The sequence below is a fragment of the Pseudomonas sp. BE134 genome (assembly GCF_031456105.1).
In the GTDB taxonomy this organism is placed as follows: domain Bacteria; phylum Pseudomonadota; class Gammaproteobacteria; order Pseudomonadales; family Pseudomonadaceae; genus Aquipseudomonas.
In genome coordinates this window covers 58895-77276 of record NZ_JAVDUA010000019.1, presented here as the reverse complement: position 1 = coordinate 77276, position 18382 = coordinate 58895, and the positions used below count along the sequence as shown (strand labels likewise).

The following is an 18382-nucleotide window of genomic DNA, read 5'->3' as shown; positions in this document are numbered from 1 at the left end:
GCGCCGCTAATGGCGCGCGCTTCGCATGATATTCACCGGCCTAACTTACTACATTACCTACGGCTCTGGCAGGCGCCGTCTGTAACCCTTTGTGAAACACTTTCTACACAATATTCGCTAATGCTCGCGGGGCGAAATACGAAAAACCTATCGCCCCGCCAAAAAACCTCGTTTTACTCACTACCGCGGTAACCCCAAGCCAGCATGTATTGCTCGCGGGAACTGCCACGCGAAGAGTCTGGCTTGATCATCTGGATCTTATCGAATTTCCGACGAGCATCCTTCAGGTAAACATCAAACCCTTCGCCCTGAAAAATCTTGATCACGAAATTACCACCCGGCTTGAGTATCCGTTCCGCCAAATCAAGCGCCAGCTCGCAAAGAAACATGGCTTTGGGCATGTCCACTTCAGGCGTACCACTCATATTGGGGGCCATATCGGAAATCACAAGGTCCACCTGCGAATTACCCACGGCTTCAAGGATCCGCGCGAGCACTTCGTCCTCGGTGAAGTCACCCTGGATGAAAGTCACGTCCGGAATGCTGTCCATTTCCAGAATGTCCGAAGCGATCAGACGCCCCTGACCACCGATCAGACGGCTAGTCACCTGCGACCACCCCCCGGGCGCCGCGCCCAGGTCGACAACGCTCATGCCGGGACGGATCAGGTTGTATTTCTCCTGGACCTCCAGAAGTTTGTAACTCGCACGCGAGCGGTAGCCATCCTTCTGCGCCTGCTTCACATAGGGATCGTTGACATGTCTTTTCAGCCAACCAAGGCTTGTCTTGGAACGCGCCATTGGGCACCTCGATGATAAGGGTCGTGATTAATTGGGCGGATCCACGAGCCCTCGGGTAAAATGGCCGCCATTTTACAGAATCCAGACGAAAGGGTCAGATTATGCCGCTCACTCAAGAGCAGAAGAAACAGTACAAATCCATTGGCCACCATCTGAAACCAGTTTTGATTGTGGCTGACAACGGTTTGACTGAAGGTGTGTTAGCCGAACTTGAACGCGCTTTGGCGGATCACGAGCTGATTAAAATCAAGCTCAACATCCTCGATCGCGAATCGCGCCTGGCGTCCATTGCAGAACTCTGCAAGGTCGGTAAAGCGGATCTGGTTCAGGTCATCGGCAAGATGGCACTGATTTACCGCAAGAACTTCAGCGTCAACAAACAGCTGTCGAACGTTCATCGCTTCAAGTGATGGCAAGGGTCAAGGGTGTGCTTCGCGCACCCTGCCGCTCCTTCCCGGTTCCGGCTGCAACACCAGCACCAGCCCGGTAAATCCCAGAACAAGATAGCCGAATACCTGCCAACGCACTGCATCCGGCCACCCAAGGCGCACGACGAAAAACATCGCGCTCGCATACAGCGCCATCATCAGCAGTTGCCCGCGAATATCGCGCCATAGACTGGCAAGGCCCTCGGCCTGTACCAGCACCAAAGCCTGAAAAATCACACACGCTGCGGCAAATCCCACCATCAGCGCGTTCAGCGTGCCTGCAATTTCGTCGATCAGCAGCGGCGCCAGACCTACTCGGCCCAACGCCGGCACCAAACCGATGTATAACAGCCACAGACCGCCGACCCACAACATCTGAGTCAGCTGCCAAGCCATGGCGCCCGCTCGTAGCGGGCGCAGGCCTTTAGAGGTGGCGAACTTCGACAATCTCATACTCGATGACGCCACCCGGCGTTTTGACGGCAACCACGTCGCCCTCTTCCTTGGCAATCAAGGCGCGGGCCAGTGGCGAACCGACGGAAATCTTGCCGAGTTTGAAATCAGCCTCATCCTCACCCACGATATGGTAAGTGACGCGCTCATCCGTCTCGACGTTGGCGATTTCAACGGTGGTGCCGAAAATCACTTTGCCTGTGTGAGGAATGGTCGTGACGTCGATGATGACCTGATTCTGAATGCGGCCTTCGATGTCACGAATCCGCGCCTCGACCATTCCCTGCTGCTCACGAGCAGCGTGGTATTCGGCGTTTTCCTTCAAGTCACCCAACTCGCGGGCCGTTCCGATGTCCTGGCTGAGCTTCGGACGGACGACCTTGGTCAGGTGAGCGTGTTCTTCTTCCAGGGCTTTCGCGCCCTGGACGGTCATTGGGTATTTGATCATGCCTTCAATCCTGCGTGTAGATCCTGCAAGCGGCGCACGGTCTTCTCGGGACCGAACTTCAGCGCTTCGCAGATGGCTTCGCCAGCAGCAATAGTCGTGGTGCAGTAGATCTTGTGCTGCAAGGCATTGCGACGAATGGAGTACGAGTCGGCAATCGACTGACGACCTTCCGTGGTGTTGATGATCAGGGTGACTTCGTCATTCTTGATCATGTCGACCACGTGCGGACGACCTTCGGTAACCTTGTTCACACGGCGCACTTTCAGGCCCGCAGCTTCGATCAGCTTGGCAGTACCGGCAGTGGCAACCACTTCGAAACCCAAGTTGATCAGATCACGGGCGACGCCTGCAACCAGCGGCTTGTCGTCGTCACGCACGCTGATGAACGCAGTACCACCGGTCGGCAGCACTTCGCTGGCGCCCATCTGGGCCTTGGCGAATGCTTCGCCGAAGGTGTCGCCCACGCCCATCACTTCACCGGTGGACTTCATCTCTGGGCCCAGGATCGGGTCCACGCCAGGGAATTTGGCGAATGGGAACACCGCCTCTTTCACGCTGTAGAAGTTCGGGATGATTTCTTTGGTGAAGCCGATTTCTTTCAGGGTTTTACCGGCCATCACGCGAGCCGCGATCATCGCCAGGGAAACACCGATGCACTTGGACACGAACGGTACGGTACGGGAAGCGCGCGGGTTGACTTCGATGACGTAGATGTCTTCGCCTTGCAGCGCCAACTGAACGTTCATCAGGCCGACAACGCCCAGCTCCAGGGCCATTTTCTTGACCTGTTCGCGCATCTCATCCTGGATGTGTACAGGCAACGAGTACGGCGGCAAGGAGCACGCGGAGTCACCGGAGTGAACACCCGCCTGCTCAATGTGCTGCATGATCGCGCCAATCACCACGTCGGTGCCGTCGCAGACCGCATCCACGTCCATTTCGATGGCGCAGTTGAGGAAGTGGTCGAGCAGCACCGGGCTGTCGTTTGACACTTTCACCGCGTCACGCAGGTAGCGCTTCAGCTCTTCTTCTTCGTAAACGATTTCCATCGCGCGACCGCCCAATACGTAGGACGGGCGGACCACCAGCGGGTAACCGATCTTGGCGGCGGCGCGAATTGCTTCGTCTTCGCTGCGCACGGTGGCGTTTGGCGGCTGACGCAGGTTCAGGCGCTCAACCATTTGCTGGAAGCGCTCGCGGTCTTCGGCACGGTCGATAGCGTCAGGGCTGGTGCCGATGATCGGCACGCCGGCTTCTTCCAGGGCGCGAGCCAGTTTCAGCGGAGTCTGGCCGCCGTACTGGACGATCACGCCTTTCGGCTTCTCGACGCGGACGATTTCCAGTACGTCTTCCAGGGTGACTGGTTCGAAGTACAGGCGATCGGAGGTGTCGTAGTCGGTGGAAACGGTTTCCGGGTTGCAGTTGACCATGATGGTCTCGTAACCGTCTTCGCGCAGCGCCAGTGCCGCGTGTACGCAGCAGTAGTCGAACTCGATGCCCTGGCCGATACGGTTTGGACCGCCGCCGAGGATCATGATCTTGTCGCGGCCCGACGGCGCGGCTTCGCACTCTTCCTCGTACGTCGAGTAGAGGTAAGCGGTGTCGGTGGCGAACTCGGCCGCGCAGGTGTCAACGCGCTTGTAGACCGGGAAGATTTCCAGCTTGTGACGATGGCGACGCAGGGCCTTCTCGGTCACGCCCAGCAGCTTGGCCAGACGCATGTCGGAGAAGCCTTTGCGCTTGAGGCGGAACATCAAGTCGCGGTCGATGCTGGCCAGCCCCAGGGTCTTGACCTTCTCTTCTTCCTTGATCAGATCCTCGATCTGCACCAGGAACCACGGGTCGATCATGTTCATGCCGAAGATGTCTTCGACCGACAGACCAGCGCGGAAGGCGTCGGCCACGTACCAGATACGCTCGGCGCCCGGCACGGTCAGTTCGCGCTTGAGCACGCTCATGCTTTCCGGGTTGCTCAGGTCGAGCTTCTCGTCCAGACCGCAAACGCCCACTTCCAGGCCACGCAGGGCTTTCTGCAGGGATTCCTGGAAAGTCCGGCCGATGGCCATGACTTCACCCACCGACTTCATTTGAGTGGTCAGGCGGGCGTCGGCTTTCGGGAATTTCTCGAAGGCGAAACGTGGCAGTTTGGTTACGACGTAGTCGATGGACGGCTCGAAGGAGGCAGGAGTAGCGCCGCCGGTGATTTCGTTCTGCAGTTCGTCCAGGGTGTAGCCGATCGCCAGCTTGGCAGCGATACGCGCAATCGGGAAACCAGTGGCTTTCGAAGCCAGTGCCGAAGAGCGGGATACACGCGGGTTCATCTCGATCACGACCATACGGCCAGTGTCCGGGCAGATGCCAAACTGAACGTTGGAGCCGCCGGTTTCCACGCCGATCTCACGCAGCACCGCCAACGAGGCGTTACGCATGATCTGGTATTCCTTGTCCGTCAGGGTTTGTGCAGGAGCAACGGTGATCGAGTCACCGGTGTGCACGCCCATCGGGTCAAAGTTTTCGATGGAGCAGACGATGATGCAGTTGTCCTTCTTATCGCGGACAACCTCCATCTCGTACTCTTTCCAACCGATCAGGGATTCGTCGATCAGCAGCTCTTTGGTCGGCGACAGGTCCAGACCACGGGCGCAGATTTCTTCGAATTCTTCACGGTTGTAAGCGATACCGCCACCGGTGCCGCCCATGGTGAAGGACGGACGGATAATGCAGGGGAAGCCCAGGCGCTCCAGAACGGCGTTGGCCTCTTCCATGCTGTGGGCGATACCCGAACGCGGGCAGTCCAGGCCGATGGATTTCATCGCCTTGTCAAAGCGCGAACGGTCTTCAGCCTTGTCGATGGTGTCAGCGTTGGCGCCAATCATCTCTACGCCGAACTTCTCCAGCACGCCTTCGCGCTCCAGATCCAGTGCGCAGTTCAGAGCAGTCTGGCCGCCCATGGTTGGCAACAGCGCGTCCGGACGCTCTTTCTCGATGATCTTGGCAACGGTCTGCCATTTGATCGGCTCGATGTACGTGGCGTCGGCCATGTCCGGGTCGGTCATGATGGTGGCTGGGTTGGAGTTCACCAGGATGACGCGGTAACCCTCTTCGCGCAGGGCTTTACAGGCCTGGGCGCCGGAGTAGTCGAATTCGCAGGCCTGGCCGATAACGATCGGGCCAGCGCCGAGAATCAGGATGCTTTTAATGTCTGTACGTTTTGGCATGGGTTTGTCACTCAAATCCGCAGGTCAGTCGGCAAGCCGTCTTGTTCAATCTTTGAAGCCTTGAGGGGGCCGCCGGTGTCGGGACCGCCCCCAAGCTCTGCCACATCTGGGCGAGCGATCAGCGTCGCTTGGCCATTTCGTTGATGAAGCGATCGAACAATGGCGCTACGTCGTTCGGGCCAGGGCTGGCTTCCGGGTGGCCCTGGAAGCTGAAGGCGCTCTTGTCGGTACGCTCGATGCCTTGCAGGGTGCCGTCGAACAGCGATTTGTGAATCGCGCGAACGTTGGCGGGCAGGGTCGTTTCGTCTACCGCAAAACCGTGGTTCTGGCTGGTGATCATCACTACACCGCTGTCCAGATCCTGGACCGGGTGGTTGGCACCGTGGTGGCCGTGGCCCATTTTCAGGGTTTTGGCGCCGGAGGCCAGAGCCAGCAGCTGGTGACCAAGGCAAATGCCGAATACCGGAATTTCGGTTTCCAGCACGTCCTTGATCGCCTGGATTGCGTAGTTGCAAGGCTCCGGATCACCAGGACCGTTGGACAGGAACACACCGTCTGGCTTCAGAGCCAACACATCAGCAGCAGGCGTTTGTGCAGGCACGACGGTCACGCGGCAACCGCGCTCGACCAGCATGCGCAGGATGTTCAGCTTGACGCCGTAGTCGTAGGCCACCACGTGGTACGGCAGCTCGGAAGCTTCGATGGTCGCGTGGCTGTCGGTTTTCAGATCCCAGACAGTCGAGCGCCATTCGTACTGCTCTTTGGTGCTGACGACTTTAGCCAGGTCCATGCCTTTGAGGCCAGGAAAACCCTGTGCGGCGGCGATGGCGGCGGCTTCAGAAATGTTGTCACCGGCCATGATGCAGCCGTTCTGTGCGCCTTTCTCACGCAGGATGCGTGTCAGGCGGCGGGTGTCGATACCGGCGATAGCCACAACGTTGTTGGCTTTCAGGTAGTCGGACAGGGACATCGTGTTACGCCAGTTGCTCGCAACCAGTGGCAGGTCACGGATGACCAGGCCAGCAGACCAGACGCGGTCAGACTCGGCGTCTTCCGGCGTGGTGCCGGTGTTGCCGATGTGCGGGTATGTCAGGGTAACAATCTGTTGGGCGTAGGAAGGATCGGTAAGGATTTCCTGATAGCCGGTCATTGCGGTGTTGAACACCACCTCACCAACGGTTTGACCGTCGGCTCCAATGGCTTCGCCGCGAAAAATGCTGCCATCAGCAAGGGCGAGTATGGCTGGCTTAGTCAAGAAGACCTCCCGTAAATAAAGCCTGAAAGGGCGATCGCAGGTTGTAAAAAAGCGGAGTGACGTATGGACACGTCACCCCGCTTCTTCACTGAATAATTCTGCGCGCTTTTAGTGGACACACTAAAGCTGTAGCTTACAGAAAAAGGCATTTTTGGTCTACCGCCAATGAGCCTGAAAGGCTGGAGAATGCGACAGGTCGTCGCTTGGCGGGGTAAAACCGGGTTCAAACGCAGGGCTTGAACCCGATTTCGGGGGCATCTTAACGCAGATCGAGCACGTCTTGCATGTCGTAAAGGCCTGGCTCACGACCATCAAGCCACAACGCAGCACGCACCGCGCCCTTGGCGAAGGTCATGCGACTAGACGCTTTGTGGGTGATCTCGACACGCTCACCATCGGCAGCGAACAACACCGTGTGATCACCCACGATGTCACCGGCACGCACGGTAGCGAAGCCAATTGTCTCGCGAGCACGAGCACCGGTTTGGCCTTCACGACCATAAACCGCCACCTTCTTCAAATCACGTCCAAGCGCATCGGCAATCACCTCACCCATACGAACGGCAGTGCCGGACGGCGCATCGACTTTGTGCCGATGATGAGCTTCAGTGATTTCGATATCGACATCATCACCCAACACGCGAGCAGCCGTGTCGAGCAACTTGAGGCAAAGATTGACGCCGACGCTGAAGTTGGCCGCGAAGACAATCGGTATGTCCTTGCCTGCTTCCGCCAGCAACTGCTTCTCTTCAACGCTGAAACCGGTGGTACCGATAATCATCGCTTTGCGATGCTTGCGGCAGAACGCGAGATTCTTCAGGGTCACCGTCGGGTGCGTGAAGTCGATCAACACGTCGAACTCGTCAACCACCCGAGCCAGATCACCCGACAATGGCACGCCAATTCGACCAAGAGCAGCCAATTCACCGGCATCCGCCCCCACCAGCGTGCTGTCAGGACGATCAATGGCAGCCGTCAGACCGGCGCCAGGCGTTTGCTGCACCGCCTCAATCAGGGTTTTGCCCATGCGCCCGGCGGCGCCCATCACTGCAATACGTCGCATGCCCGTCTCCTTACAAATCGCCGAAGAAGCGCTTAACGCCTTCAAACCAACCGGTGGTCTTTGGCGAATGGCTGTTGTCGTCCGCCAGGGAGCTGCGGAACTCTTCCAGCAATTCACGCTGGCGACGACCCAGGTTGACCGGGGTTTCGACTGCCACACGGCACATCAAGTCACCCGCACCGCCACCGCGCACTGGCGCAACGCCTTTGCCGCGCACACGGAACTGCTTGCCGGTCTGGGTCCCCTCAGGGATTTTCAGTTTGACTCGACCATCGAGGGTCGGAATCTCCAGCTCGCCGCCCAATGCCGCATCGACAAAGCTGATCGGCACTTCGCAGAACAGGTGCTTGCCGTCGCGCTGGAAGATCGCGTGCTCGCGCACATTGATCACCACGTACAGGTCGCCCGTTGGTCCGCCCTGAGCGCCCGCTTCGCCTTCGCCGGACAGGCGAATGCGGTCACCGGTATCGACACCGGCCGGCACTTTTACGGAAAGGGTTTTGGACTCTTCGACACGACCTTCGCCGTTGCAGGAGTTACAAGGGTCGGAAATGATCTTGCCCTGACCATGGCAACGCGGGCAGGTTTGCTGCACCGAGAAGAAGCCCTGTTGCATGCGAACCTGGCCGATACCGCCGCACGTCGGGCAAGTGACTGGCGAGGAGCCTTTCTTGGCACCGGAGCCGTCGCACGGCTTGCAGTTGACCAGTGATGGAACACGGATATTCACGGTAGTACCGCGTACCGCTTCTTCCAGATCCAGTTCCAGGGTGTAACGCAGGTCGCTGCCGCGCTGGGCACCGCCACGGGAACCGCCGCGACCGCCGCCGAAGAAGTCACTGAAGACATCGCCAAAGATGTCGGAGAAGTTCTGACCGCCAAACCCTGCACCGCCGCCGCCCATGCTTGGGTCGACACCGGCATGACCGTACTGGTCGTATGCCGCGCGCTTGCCGGAATCGGACAGCACTTCGTAGGCTTCGTTGGCCTCTTTGAACATCTCTTCCGACGCTTTGTCATCGGGATTACGGTCCGGGTGGTGCTTCATCGCCAGGCGACGGTAGGCCTTTTTCAAGTCCGCTTCGCTTGAGCCACGCTCAACACCCAATACTTCGTAATAGTCACGCTTTGCCATAAGTCTTTGCACTCTTGAGGACGTCCGGCAAACCTCTCCTGAGCCTTGCCAAACTCGTTGAGCCCCAATACAGGCCCGGACCCAACTCACGTCAATTCAACGATCCTGGTCTTTGATTCATTGCGGTACTTTCGGCTCGAAAAGCAGGAGCATTCCCGGCCATACCATCAACACGCGAGCGTTGTCGCATGCTGTAAAAATTCGCTAACTCCAGACACGCCAACGCGGGAGCAAGCTCCCGCGCGGCGACATCCTACCAGTCACCGCCTGAAGGCAGTCAACCGGGCGACCAACAACTTACTTGTGGTCTTTGACTTCTTCGAACTCGGCATCGACAACGTCGTCAGCCTTTTCAGCTTTTTCGTCGTGCGGTGCCGCGCCTTCAGCAGGCTGGGCCTGTTCGGCGTACATCTTCTGCGCCACTGGAGCAGATACTTTCGACAGCTCTTCAACCTTGGCTTCGATTGCAGCTTTGTCGTCGCCTTTAACAGCGGCTTCCAGAGCAACAACAGAGGCTTCGATTGCTGTCTTCTCTTCGGCAGTCACTTTATCGCCTGCATCAGCGACCATTTTGCGCGTCGAGTGAACCAGCGCATCGCCCTGGTTGCGAGCGGTTGCCAGCTCTTCGAACTGGCGGTCTGCGTCGACGTTGGCTTCAGCATCGCGAATCATCTGCTGAATTTCTTCCTCGGACAGACCGGAGTTGGCCTTGATCACGATCGACTGAGTTTTGCCGGTGGCCTTGTCTTTGGCGCCTACGTGCAGAATGCCGTTGGCGTCGATGTCGAAGGTCACTTCGATTTGTGGCACGCCACGTGGTGCTGGTGGAATGTCGGCCAGGTCGAACTTGCCCAAGGACTTGTTCTGAGCCGCTTGTTTACGCTCACCTTGCAGCACGTGAATGGTCACAGCGCCCTGGTTGTCATCGGCAGTCGAGAACACTTGCGATTTCTTGGTAGGAATCGTGGTGTTTTTCTCGATCAGCGCGGTCATCACGCCACCCATGGTTTCGATACCCAGGGTCAGCGGGCTAACGTCCAGCAGCAGAACGTCTTTAACGTCGCCGGCCAATACCGCGCCCTGGATAGCTGCACCCATGGCAACCGCTTCGTCCGGGTTCACGTCTTTACGAGCTTCTTTGCCGAAGAACTCGGTTACCAGCTTCTGAACCAGTGGCATACGGGTCTGACCGCCTACCAGGATCACGTCGTTGATCGCACCAACGTCGATACCGGAGTCTTTCAGAGCGATGCGGCAAGGTTCGATGGTGCGCTGAACCAGGTCTTCAACCAGTGCTTCCAACTTGGCGCGAGAAATCTTCACGTTCAAGTGCTTGGGACCGGTGGCGTCTGCAGTGATGTACGGCAGGTTCACGTCGGTCGACAGAGCAGAAGACAGCTCGATCTTGGCTTTTTCAGCGGCTTCTTTCAGGCGCTGCATGGCCAGCGGATCACCTTTGAGGTTCATGCCGCTTTCTTTCTTGAATTCGTCGACGAGGTAGTCGATCAGACGAATGTCAAAGTCTTCACCGCCCAGGAACGTGTCACCGTTGGTGGCCAATACTTCGAACTGGTGCTCGCCATCGACTTCAGCGATTTCGATCACGGAAACGTCGAAAGTACCGCCGCCCAAGTCGTAAACGATCACGGTGTGATCGCCCTTCGCCTTGTCCATACCGTAAGCCAGAGCGGCCGCGGTTGGTTCGTTGATGATACGTTTAACGTCCAGGCCCGCGATGCGGCCGGCGTCTTTGGTGGCTTGACGCTGGCTGTCGTTGAAGTAGGCCGGAACGGTGATCACCGCTTCAGTCACCGGCTCGCCGAGGTAGTCTTCGGCGGTCTTCTTCATTTTCTTCAGAATTTCAGCCGAGATTTGTGGCGGCGACATTTTCTGGCCGTTCACTTCTACCCATGCATCGCCGTTATCAGCCTTGGCGATTTTGTACGGGACCATCTTGATGTCTTTCTGTACGACTTCTTCGTCGAACTTACGACCGATCAGACGCTTCACCGCGTACAGGGTGTTATGCGGATTGGTCACAGCCTGACGCTTGGCCGATTGGCCTACGAGGATTTCGCCATCGTTGGCGTAAGCGATGATCGACGGCGTGGTACGCGCGCCTTCAGCGTTTTCAATAACTTTAGCTACGCCGTTTTCCAGCACGGAGACGCAGGAGTTGGTAGTCCCCAGGTCGATACCGATAATTTTGCCCATGTTCACTCTCCCGAAACTTTGGATTTGGTTGCCGCAGCAGTGGTGGCTAACTGCGGTAGCACTTAAACGCTTGACTTATAAATGGGGGCCTTGCGGCCAATTTCAAGCCTGCTCGTCAATCGAAGGCGAAACTGGTGCAGGGGCCTTGCTGACCACGACCATGGCCGGGCGCAGCAGGCGGCCATTAAGCTGATAGCCCTTCTGGAACACCTTGAGCACGCTGTTCGGCTCGACATCGGCGCTTTCCTGCATGGCCATTGCCTGATGTTGAACGGCGTTGAACGGTTCGCCATGCGGATCGATGGCTTCCAGCTGATAGCGCTTGAGGGTGTCCTGGAACATTTTCAGGGTCAGCTCGATGCCTTCGCGCATTGGGCGGATGCTTTCGTCGTCCGGGTTGGACAACTCCAGACCACGCTCCAGGCTGTCGATGATCGGCAGCAAATCGCCTGCGAATTTTTCCAGGGCGAATTTGTGCGCTTTTTCTACATCCTGCTCGGCGCGACGGCGGACGTTCTGCAGATCGGCGGCAACACGCAAAGCCTGATCCTGCGCGCCTGCCAGCTGCTCTTCGAGCACTTGTACACGAGCCGCGAGGTCTTCACCCGAAGCCGCGGAGCCTTGGTTGGCCTCTTGATTTTGCGTATCCACTGTCTGTTCGTCAGCCATAGATTTCTCCTTTCAATTTCGTCCGTGAGCTCAACTCACGCTTCTGTCCCGGTATATGGGGCCGCAAAAATCAGCTTCAAGGGGTTGGTTGCGATTACCCCTACAAAAAGCACTGCAATGCGATTGACCGATACGCCTGGCATTTCGTCAGGCCGAGCAAATCAAGCCAGACAGGGGCATTGTCAGGCGCAAATAAAACACTGTATAAATAACCAGACCTAAAGCCTGGGAGCGGCCTTTATGCTCGTGCACCTGTCCGTACATAACTACGCCATCGTTGAACACCTCGATCTCGAACTCGATCGCGGGATGAGCGTGATCACCGGGGAAACCGGCGCCGGCAAGTCGATCATGCTCGACGCTCTGGGCCTGACCCTCGGTGATCGCGCCGACAGCGGTGTGGTCCGCCCCGGCGCCGACAAGGCCGACATTCTGGCGACCTTCGACCTGGTCGATATCCCGGAAGCCAGCGCCTGGCTCGCTGAGCGCGACCTCGAAAGTGATGGCCCGTGCATCCTGCGCCGGGTGATCACCGCTGAAGGGCGCTCCCGCGGCTACATCAATGGCACGCCCTGCCCGCTCGGCGACCTCAAGGCTCTGGGCGAACTGCTGATCGATATCCACAGCCAACACGAACACCAATCGCTGCTCAAAACAGACACCCACCGCCGCCTGCTCGACGAGTACGCCGGCGCAACGGACCTTGCCCGTCAGGTGCAACTGGCCGCCCAACGCTGGCGCCAGACCCGCCAGGAACTGGAGCGCCTTTCCAACTCCGGTGACGAGCAACGCGCTCGCCATCAATTGCTCAGCTATCAACTCGAAGAGCTGGAGAACCTTGGTCTTGGCGAAAACGAGCTGGAGCAACTGGAACAGGAACACAAGAACCTCACCAACGCCGAAACGCTGCTGGGCATCTGCCGGCAAGTCGTCGAGCAGTGCAGCGAAAGTGATTCCGGCAATGTCCTGAATGCCCTGACCGCCAGCCTCAACCGCCTCTCAAGCGTCAACAACTCGATCGGCGCCCTGGGCGAGGCCAGCAGCCTGCTGACCAGCGCGCAGATTCAAGTAGAAGAAGCAGTGGGCGAGTTGAACCGCTTCCTCGACAACTTCGACGCCGACCCGGCGCGCCTGCAATATCTGGAAGAGCGCCTCGATGCGATCTACACCATGGCGCGCAAACACCGCATCCAGCCGACGGAGGTCGCGGAGATGCAGCAGCGCCTGCTGGATGAAATCGAAACCCTGAATGCCAACGATGAATCCATCGAGCGGCTTAGCGATGAACTGGCCTCCTACGCCCGTCATTATCAGGAGAAGGCACGCGAGCTGAGTGACTTGCGCCATCAAGCATCGAGCAGCCTGGCCAGTGCCGTTGAACAGGAAATCCAGCGACTCGGCATGCCCGGCGGTCGCTTTACCATCGAGTTACGCCCTAATAGCAGCGATGAACTGCTGCCCAATGGCTTGGAGCAAGTCGAGTTACTGGTAAGCGCCAACCCTGGCCAGCCATTAAAAGCCTTGGCCAAAGTCGCATCCGGCGGTGAGCTGTCGCGGATCAGCCTGGCGATTCAGGTGATCACCGCACAGACCTCTCGTGTACCCACCCTGGTGTTCGACGAAGTCGATGTGGGTATCGGCGGTCCGACCGCCGAGATCGTTGGCCAATTGTTACGTCGACTCGGGGAACGCGGGCAGGTGCTGACAGTGACTCACTTGCCGCAAGTGGCGGCGCAGGGTCACCAGCATCTATTCGTGCACAAGGTTCGCGGCGAAGAGGCAACCCACACAGCCGTTTCCAAGCTGAGCAAGAATGATCGAGTGGAGGAAGTGGCGCGGATGCTGGGTGGCATCGACCTGACCAAGGAGTCCTTGGCTCACGCGAAAAAAATGGTCGTCACCGCAAAAATTTAAGAACGGCAGACAGCACGAAGGCGACCCATGGGTCGCCTTCGTTCGTTTCGCGAATGTGACATTCGCGCGACATGCTTACTTTTTCTTGCGTACGTACAGCACCAGATTGTGATCAACCATCTCGAAACCATACTTGTCGACGATGGCTTTCTGAAGGCGCTCGATTTCTTCGTCGAAGAATTCGATCACTTCGCTGGTTTCGACATTGACCATATGGTCGTGATGCTTGCCATCATCCAGTTCGAAGACCGCGTGGCCTCCGTCGAAGTTGTGCCGTACCACAAGGCCAGCTGCTTCGAACTGAGTCAGTACACGGTAAACCGTGGCCAGACCGACGTCCTCACCAGCTTCCATCAGCGCCTTGTAAACGTCTTCGGCACTCATGTGGCGTTGCTCGGCGGAATCGAGCATTTGCAGAATTTTGACCCGTGGCAGGGTCACTTTGAGGCCTGCTTTGCGTAGTTCGCTATTTTCAACCATGGTCAGCTTTCTCGCGATGCTGCTTCGCAGCTTCTCTTATTGCGGGTATGATCGGCGTTTACGTTGTCCCAGCCAAGATAGTGGAAGTCGCCCACCGATGCAAAACACCAAGCTCTTGCTAACCAGTTTCACCTTTGTGGGACTGCTCGCACTCGCCGGTTGTTCATTCCCCGGGGTTTACAAAATCGACATCCAGCAGGGCAATGTCGTCACGCAGGACATGATAGACCAGTTACGCCCGGGAATGACCCGTAAGCAAGTACGGTTTATCATGGGTAACCCTCTGCTGACCGACACGTTCCATGCCGATCGCTGGGATTATCTGTACAGCATGCAACCGGGTGGCGGTGAACGCCAGCAGGAACGCGTTACTGTTATCTTCAACTCAAATGATCAGCTTGTCAGCCTTTCTGGTGATTTCATGCCCGGCATGAGCCGCGATGAAGCCATTCTCGGCACCGACACGCCAATCAAAGAACCCGTAGAACACCTCGAGTTGCCGAAACCTGAAAAACCGGTCAAGCCAGGCTCGTTGCTGGACCAGATCCAGAAGGACGTCGACGGCGTAGAAACCGTTCCAGTCCCGACGCCAGAACCGCTGAACACCTCGCCGCAATAATTTGCGACGCAATAAAAAACCCGGAATGTCCGGGTTTTTTATTGTCCAGCGTTTAGCCACTCACTGATTTCGGGCTTTGGCCTCGGCCGCCTTGGCGGCACGTAACCGACGCACCTCCTTCGGATCCGCCAGCAATGGCCGGTAAATCTCGATGCGATCCCCCGCCTGAACCGGGCGCACGTGCGGGTCGGCAATGACCTTGCCGAATATTCCCACCGGGCAATTATCCAGATCCAGCTCAGGAAACTGCGCGCCTACCGCAGATTGGCGCAACGTCTCACGAACCGAAGTACCCTCAGGCACAGCGACCACCAGCAACACCTGACGATCAACGGCGGCATACACCACCTCGACCTCGATCACGGCCTCAACCATGAATCTGCTTGGCGCGCTGGCAGAACGCGTCCATCAGCGTGTTGGCAGCCTGATTGAACAAGGGCCCCAACGTCGCGCGAACAATCGGTCCGGCGTAGTCGAACGACAGGTCCAGACTGATCTTGCAGGCCTTCTCAGTCAGCGGCTTGAACGACCAGATGCCGTGCAATTGAGTGAAAGGGCCTTCTTCAAGATTCATTTCGATGGAATGGCCGGGAACCAGTGTGTTTCTAGTAACAAAATGCTGACTCAACCCACCCTTGGCCACCCCTACGCGGGCGCGCATGTGCTCAGGTGAACTCTCAAGCACTTCGGCGGCCGAGCACCAAGGCAGAAACTCCGGATAACGCGCTACGTCGTTGACCAGGTCATACAGGGCCTGCGCCGGGTACGGCAGCAGGGCCGAACGTTGAATATGCGTTGTCATGTCGGCGTCACTTCCACAGCTGGGCGGCAAACACTACGAGAATGCCGATGGGCGCCACATAGCGCATCAAGAACAGGGACAAGCCAAACAGCATCGGGCTGCGGATCGACAACTCGTCACGCACCGCTTCACGCCCCATGATCCAGCCTGCAAACACCACGAAACACAAACCACCGAGTGGCAACATGATCCGCGAGGTGAAGAAGTCGATCACGCCAAAGAAGTCCAGACCGCCGGCCGCGCCCCATTGGTAGAGGTGGAACATCCCGCCTTCGTTCACGAAAAACTTGGCTTCCTTCCAGATATTGAAGGAAAACACGGTGCCCAGACCAACGAACCAGCAAGTGAAAGCCAACCAGAACGTCACCCAGGCTCGGCTGACCTTGGTGCGTTCAACCAGGTACGCGACCATCGGCTCCAGCAGTGAAATTGCCGAGCTCCAGGCAGCGACGGCGACCAGCACGAAGAACACTACGCCCATCAACTGGCCGAAAGCTACGTTGCCGAAGGCAAATGGCAGGCTGACAAACATCAGGCCAGGGCCTTCGCTGGGGTTCAGACCCGCGGCGAACACAATCGGAAACAATGCCAGACCGGCAACCAGCGAAACGAACGTGTCGAGCAGCGCCACACCGACAATAGTCCCGGAAATCGACGAGTGCTTCGGCATGTAGGCACCGTAGATCATGATCGAGCCGACACCCACGCTCAGCGAGAAGAACGCATGGCCCATGGCGGGCAGCAAACCGTCGAGGACTTTTTCCGGGTGGAAGTCGAACATGAAATGCACGCCCTCCATGAAATGGCCGGTGGTCATGCTGTAACCCAGCAGCACGATGACCATCACAAACAGCAGCGGCATCATGATGCGCAAGCTGCGTTCAAGCCCGGCGACCACGCCTTTGGCGATCACAACGGCCGACAGCAGCATGAAAATCGTGTGCCAAAGTGTCAGGCGCCAAGGATCGGCAATCACGTTGCCAAAGTACGCGCCGACTTGATCAGCCGTTACCCCCTGAAAATCGCCACGCCCCATGTCGATGATGTAATCCAGCGACCAGCCGCCGACCACACTATAGAAAGACAGGATCAGCAACGCCGTGATCATCCCGGCGAACGCGCCCCAGGACCATTTGGCCGAGTGCCCCGCCTCCAGCGCCAGCACCTTCAAGGCGTTGGCCGGACTTTGCCGGGCACGACGGCCGATCAGGGTTTCAGCCAGCATGACCGGCACACCGATCAGCGCGATACAGGCCAGGAACATCAGCACGAAAGCCCCGCCGCCGTAGACGCCGACCATGTACGGGAATTTCCAGATACTACCCAGGCCCACGGCCGAACCGGTCGCGGCGAGTATGAAGACCCAGCGGCTAGCCCAACTGCCGTGGACAGAAACCTTGTCTGTCGACATCGTTATCACGCCCAAGCGTTCAAAAAAGAGGCCGCATTGTCCGGGATTCAATCAACCTGCTCAAGCACGTAGCGATACCGTAGCCGACTTGCGCGCAACTCCCTATAATGCCGCCCCTATGGCTAAACAGAAGAAACACCCCACAGGGACCATCGCGCAGAACAAAAAGGCGCGACACGATTACTTCATCGAGCATAAGTTCGAGGCTGGTCTGGTCCTGGCCGGCTGGGAAGTAAAAAGTTTGCGGGCAAGCAAGCTGCAACTGGTCGACAGTTACGTGCTGCTCAAGGATGGCGAAGCCTGGCTGCTCGGCAGTCACATCACGCCGCTGATGACTGCCAGCACCCACGTCATTGCTGACCCGACCCGTACCCGAAAATTGCTGCTCAACCGCCGCGAGCTGGAAAAGCTGGCCACCGCCGTGCAGCAGAAAGGCTATGCCTGCGTGTGCCTGTCCTGGTACTGGAGCAAGCACATGGTCAAGTGCGAGATCGCGCTGGGCAAGGGCAAGAAGGAATACGACAAGCGCGACACCGAACGCGAACGCGACGCTGGTCGTGAATTGGCGCGTGCAGTGCGTAACAAGGGCAAGGAAGATTAATTTCCCACCCTGATCGTTCCCACCCTGATCGTTCCCACGCAGAGCGTGGGAACGATCGTTTGCCGACTACATCCCCTTGCGCCGCTCCGCCCGAGCCATGCGCTGCACTTCCTGACGCACCTCTTCCAGCACTTCCTGCACATACAAGATGTGTCGACTGGAGATTTCGCGCGCCTGCTCCGCCCGTCCTTCGATAATCGCCAGGTACAACTCCCGGTGCTGCGTGATCAGCATGTCGCGGGTTTCCGTGCGCTGCTTGTACATGCCGCCAATGTTGGTCACCACGTTGCGTTTGAGCAGATCGAACAGCCCGCGAATCGTGTGCAACAACACCGCGTTATGACTGGCTTCAGCAATGGCCAGGTGAAAACTGGCGTCCGCCGCCCCCTCTTCGGCCCGACTCACGTCGTCATGGCGCGAATAACAGTCCTGCAATACGTCAAACGCGGCCGTCAGCCGCTCACGGTCCACATCGGTGGCGCGCAATGCCGCGTAATAAGCGCAAGACGCTTCCAGGGTGTGGCGAAATTCCAGCAGATCCCGCTGCGCCTCGGGGTTATTTTCCAGCAGATGCAGCAGTGGATCGCTGAAGGTCGACCCCAACGAGTCGACGACATAATTGCCACCGCCCTGACGACTGACCAGCAAGCCCTTGGCGGACAGTTTCTGAATCGCCTCACGCAACGAAGGGCGTGACACGCCGAACTGCTCGGCCAGTGCCCGCTCGGCCGGCAAGCGCTCGCCAGACTTCAGCGTGCCCTCAAGGATCATTCCCTCGAGCCGCTCGACAATATCGTCAGACAAACGGCGCTGACGAATCTGATCAAACCCCATAACTCATTTCTCCACGATCCCGACCACTCGCCGGGCGG

At 58.0% G+C, this 18382-nt stretch carries 18 protein-coding genes; 4 read left to right on the top strand and 14 right to left on the bottom strand.

What is annotated here, in order from left to right; translation table 11 throughout:
* Positions 1–173: 173 nt before the first annotated feature.
* Complete coding sequence (gene rlmE, locus J2Y56_RS17065; protein ID WP_007942887.1) at positions 174–800, bottom strand: 23S rRNA (uridine(2552)-2'-O)-methyltransferase RlmE; 627 nt, start codon at positions 798–800, stop codon at positions 174–176.
* A 101-nt stretch (positions 801–901) separates the two neighbouring features.
* On the opposite strand from rlmE, the gene J2Y56_RS17060 reads away from it, so the two are divergent.
* Positions 902–1210 (top strand): YhbY family RNA-binding protein, encoded by a 309-nt coding sequence (locus J2Y56_RS17060; RefSeq protein ID WP_007942889.1) that lies wholly within the window; start codon positions 902–904, stop codon positions 1208–1210.
* A gap of 9 nt (positions 1211–1219) precedes the next feature.
* Here the strand turns inward: J2Y56_RS17060 and J2Y56_RS17055 are convergent, their stop codons facing one another.
* From J2Y56_RS17055 to grpE, 8 genes are all read right to left on the bottom strand, one after another.
* Complete coding sequence (locus J2Y56_RS17055; RefSeq protein WP_007942890.1) at positions 1220–1624, bottom strand: hypothetical protein; 405 nt, start codon at positions 1622–1624, stop codon at positions 1220–1222.
* A gap of 28 nt (positions 1625–1652) precedes the next feature.
* Positions 1653–2129, bottom strand: coding sequence for a transcription elongation factor GreA (gene greA / locus J2Y56_RS17050; protein ID WP_007942892.1), 477 nt, complete (start codon positions 2127–2129; stop codon positions 1653–1655).
* A complete protein-coding gene (gene carB, locus J2Y56_RS17045; protein WP_007942893.1) occupies positions 2126–5347 on the bottom strand; it encodes a carbamoyl-phosphate synthase large subunit in 3222 nt (1073 codons plus the stop codon). Before carB ends, greA begins: the two co-directional genes overlap by 4 nt.
* Positions 5348–5465: 118 nt before the next feature.
* Positions 5466–6602: a glutamine-hydrolyzing carbamoyl-phosphate synthase small subunit gene (gene carA, locus J2Y56_RS17040; protein WP_310351519.1), complete on the bottom strand. Its 1137-nt coding sequence runs from the start codon at positions 6600–6602 to the stop codon at positions 5466–5468.
* A gap of 259 nt (positions 6603–6861) precedes the next feature.
* The gene (dapB, locus tag J2Y56_RS17035) at positions 6862–7665 is read right to left on the bottom strand and encodes a 4-hydroxy-tetrahydrodipicolinate reductase (RefSeq protein WP_310351517.1); all 804 of its coding nucleotides are present in this window, start codon (positions 7663–7665) and stop codon (positions 6862–6864) included.
* Between the two features lie 10 nt (positions 7666–7675).
* Entirely contained in the window at positions 7676–8800 is a 1125-nt protein-coding gene (gene dnaJ / locus J2Y56_RS17030) for a molecular chaperone DnaJ (protein ID WP_007942897.1), read from the bottom strand.
* Positions 8801–9097: 297 nt separating this feature from the next.
* The gene (dnaK, locus tag J2Y56_RS17025; protein WP_310351514.1) at positions 9098–11014 is read right to left on the bottom strand and encodes a molecular chaperone DnaK; all 1917 of its coding nucleotides are present in this window, start codon (positions 11012–11014) and stop codon (positions 9098–9100) included.
* A 102-nt stretch (positions 11015–11116) separates the two neighbouring features.
* Positions 11117–11683, bottom strand: coding sequence for a nucleotide exchange factor GrpE (gene grpE / locus J2Y56_RS17020; protein WP_150782301.1), 567 nt, complete (start codon positions 11681–11683; stop codon positions 11117–11119).
* 240 nt (positions 11684–11923) lie between these two features.
* On the opposite strand from grpE, the gene recN reads away from it, so the two are divergent.
* Positions 11924–13597 (top strand): DNA repair protein RecN, encoded by a 1674-nt coding sequence (recN, locus tag J2Y56_RS17015; protein WP_059181640.1) that lies wholly within the window; start codon positions 11924–11926, stop codon positions 13595–13597.
* 75 nt (positions 13598–13672) lie between these two features.
* Here recN and fur read toward each other — a convergent pair whose 3' ends face one another.
* On the bottom strand, positions 13673–14077 hold the full coding sequence (fur, locus tag J2Y56_RS17010; RefSeq protein WP_003197684.1) for a ferric iron uptake transcriptional regulator: 405 nt from the start codon (positions 14075–14077) through the stop codon (positions 13673–13675).
* 97 nt (positions 14078–14174) lie between these two features.
* Between fur and J2Y56_RS17005 the strand changes: the two genes are divergently transcribed.
* Positions 14175–14696 (top strand): outer membrane protein assembly factor BamE, encoded by a 522-nt coding sequence (locus J2Y56_RS17005; protein ID WP_310334311.1) that lies wholly within the window; start codon positions 14175–14177, stop codon positions 14694–14696.
* A 60-nt stretch (positions 14697–14756) separates the two neighbouring features.
* On the opposite strand, the gene J2Y56_RS17000 is transcribed toward J2Y56_RS17005, so the two are convergent.
* From J2Y56_RS17000 to J2Y56_RS16990, 3 genes are read right to left on the bottom strand one after another with little or no spacing between them, the layout of a single operon-like run.
* The gene (locus tag J2Y56_RS17000) at positions 14757–15071 is read right to left on the bottom strand and encodes an RnfH family protein (RefSeq protein WP_310351509.1); all 315 of its coding nucleotides are present in this window, start codon (positions 15069–15071) and stop codon (positions 14757–14759) included.
* Positions 15064–15498, bottom strand: coding sequence for a type II toxin-antitoxin system RatA family toxin (locus J2Y56_RS16995; RefSeq protein ID WP_007942905.1), 435 nt, complete (start codon positions 15496–15498; stop codon positions 15064–15066). The genes J2Y56_RS17000 and J2Y56_RS16995 overlap by 8 nt, the downstream gene beginning before the upstream one ends.
* Before the next feature lie 7 nt (positions 15499–15505).
* Positions 15506–16909, bottom strand: coding sequence for a sodium-dependent transporter (locus J2Y56_RS16990; protein ID WP_150782259.1), 1404 nt, complete (start codon positions 16907–16909; stop codon positions 15506–15508).
* Between the two features lie 118 nt (positions 16910–17027).
* Here J2Y56_RS16990 and smpB point away from each other — a divergent pair, with 118 nt between their 5' ends.
* On the top strand, positions 17028–17510 hold the full coding sequence (gene smpB, locus J2Y56_RS16985; protein WP_007942908.1) for an SsrA-binding protein SmpB: 483 nt from the start codon (positions 17028–17030) through the stop codon (positions 17508–17510).
* A 66-nt stretch (positions 17511–17576) separates the two neighbouring features.
* Here the strand turns inward: smpB and J2Y56_RS16980 are convergent, their stop codons facing one another.
* Positions 17577–18344 carry an FCD domain-containing protein gene (locus tag J2Y56_RS16980; protein WP_007942909.1) on the bottom strand — a complete coding sequence of 256 codons (768 nt, stop codon included), beginning with the start codon at positions 18342–18344 and terminating at the stop codon, positions 17577–17579.
* Positions 18345–18382: the final 38 nt, after the last annotated feature.

What these genes read in the sequence shown, in the direction of transcription:
- rlmE (WP_007942887.1), bottom strand. Translation starts at nt 800, where the DNA reads ATGGCGCGTTCCAAGACAAGCCTTGGTTGGCTGAAAAGACATGTCAAC.
- greA (WP_007942892.1), bottom strand. Translation starts at nt 2,129, where the DNA reads ATGATCAAATACCCAATGACCGTCCAGGGCGCGAAAGCCCTGGAAGAA.
- grpE (WP_150782301.1), bottom strand. Translation starts at nt 11,683, where the DNA reads ATGGCTGACGAACAGACAGTGGATACGCAAAATCAAGAGGCCAACCAA.
- J2Y56_RS16995 (WP_007942905.1), bottom strand. Translation starts at nt 15,498, where the DNA reads ATGACAACGCATATTCAACGTTCGGCCCTGCTGCCGTACCCGGCGCAG.
- J2Y56_RS16980 (WP_007942909.1), bottom strand. Translation starts at nt 18,344, where the DNA reads ATGGGGTTTGATCAGATTCGTCAGCGCCGTTTGTCTGACGATATTGTC.
- J2Y56_RS17055 (WP_007942890.1), bottom strand. Translation starts at nt 1,624, where the DNA reads ATGGCTTGGCAGCTGACTCAGATGTTGTGGGTCGGCGGTCTGTGGCTG.
- dnaK (WP_310351514.1), bottom strand. Translation starts at nt 11,014, where the DNA reads ATGGGCAAAATTATCGGTATCGACCTGGGGACTACCAACTCCTGCGTC.
- J2Y56_RS17060 (WP_007942889.1), top strand. Translation starts at nt 902, where the DNA reads ATGCCGCTCACTCAAGAGCAGAAGAAACAGTACAAATCCATTGGCCAC.
- dnaJ (WP_007942897.1), bottom strand. Translation starts at nt 8,800, where the DNA reads ATGGCAAAGCGTGACTATTACGAAGTATTGGGTGTTGAGCGTGGCTCA.
- dapB (WP_310351517.1), bottom strand. Translation starts at nt 7,665, where the DNA reads ATGCGACGTATTGCAGTGATGGGCGCCGCCGGGCGCATGGGCAAAACC.
- recN (WP_059181640.1), top strand. Translation starts at nt 11,924, where the DNA reads ATGCTCGTGCACCTGTCCGTACATAACTACGCCATCGTTGAACACCTC.
- J2Y56_RS17000 (WP_310351509.1), bottom strand. Translation starts at nt 15,071, where the DNA reads ATGGTTGAGGCCGTGATCGAGGTCGAGGTGGTGTATGCCGCCGTTGAT.
- carB (WP_007942893.1), bottom strand. Translation starts at nt 5,347, where the DNA reads ATGCCAAAACGTACAGACATTAAAAGCATCCTGATTCTCGGCGCTGGC.
- smpB (WP_007942908.1), top strand. Translation starts at nt 17,028, where the DNA reads ATGGCTAAACAGAAGAAACACCCCACAGGGACCATCGCGCAGAACAAA.
- J2Y56_RS17005 (WP_310334311.1), top strand. Translation starts at nt 14,175, where the DNA reads ATGCAAAACACCAAGCTCTTGCTAACCAGTTTCACCTTTGTGGGACTG.
- J2Y56_RS16990 (WP_150782259.1), bottom strand. Translation starts at nt 16,909, where the DNA reads ATGTCGACAGACAAGGTTTCTGTCCACGGCAGTTGGGCTAGCCGCTGG.
- fur (WP_003197684.1), bottom strand. Translation starts at nt 14,077, where the DNA reads ATGGTTGAAAATAGCGAACTACGCAAAGCAGGCCTCAAAGTGACCCTG.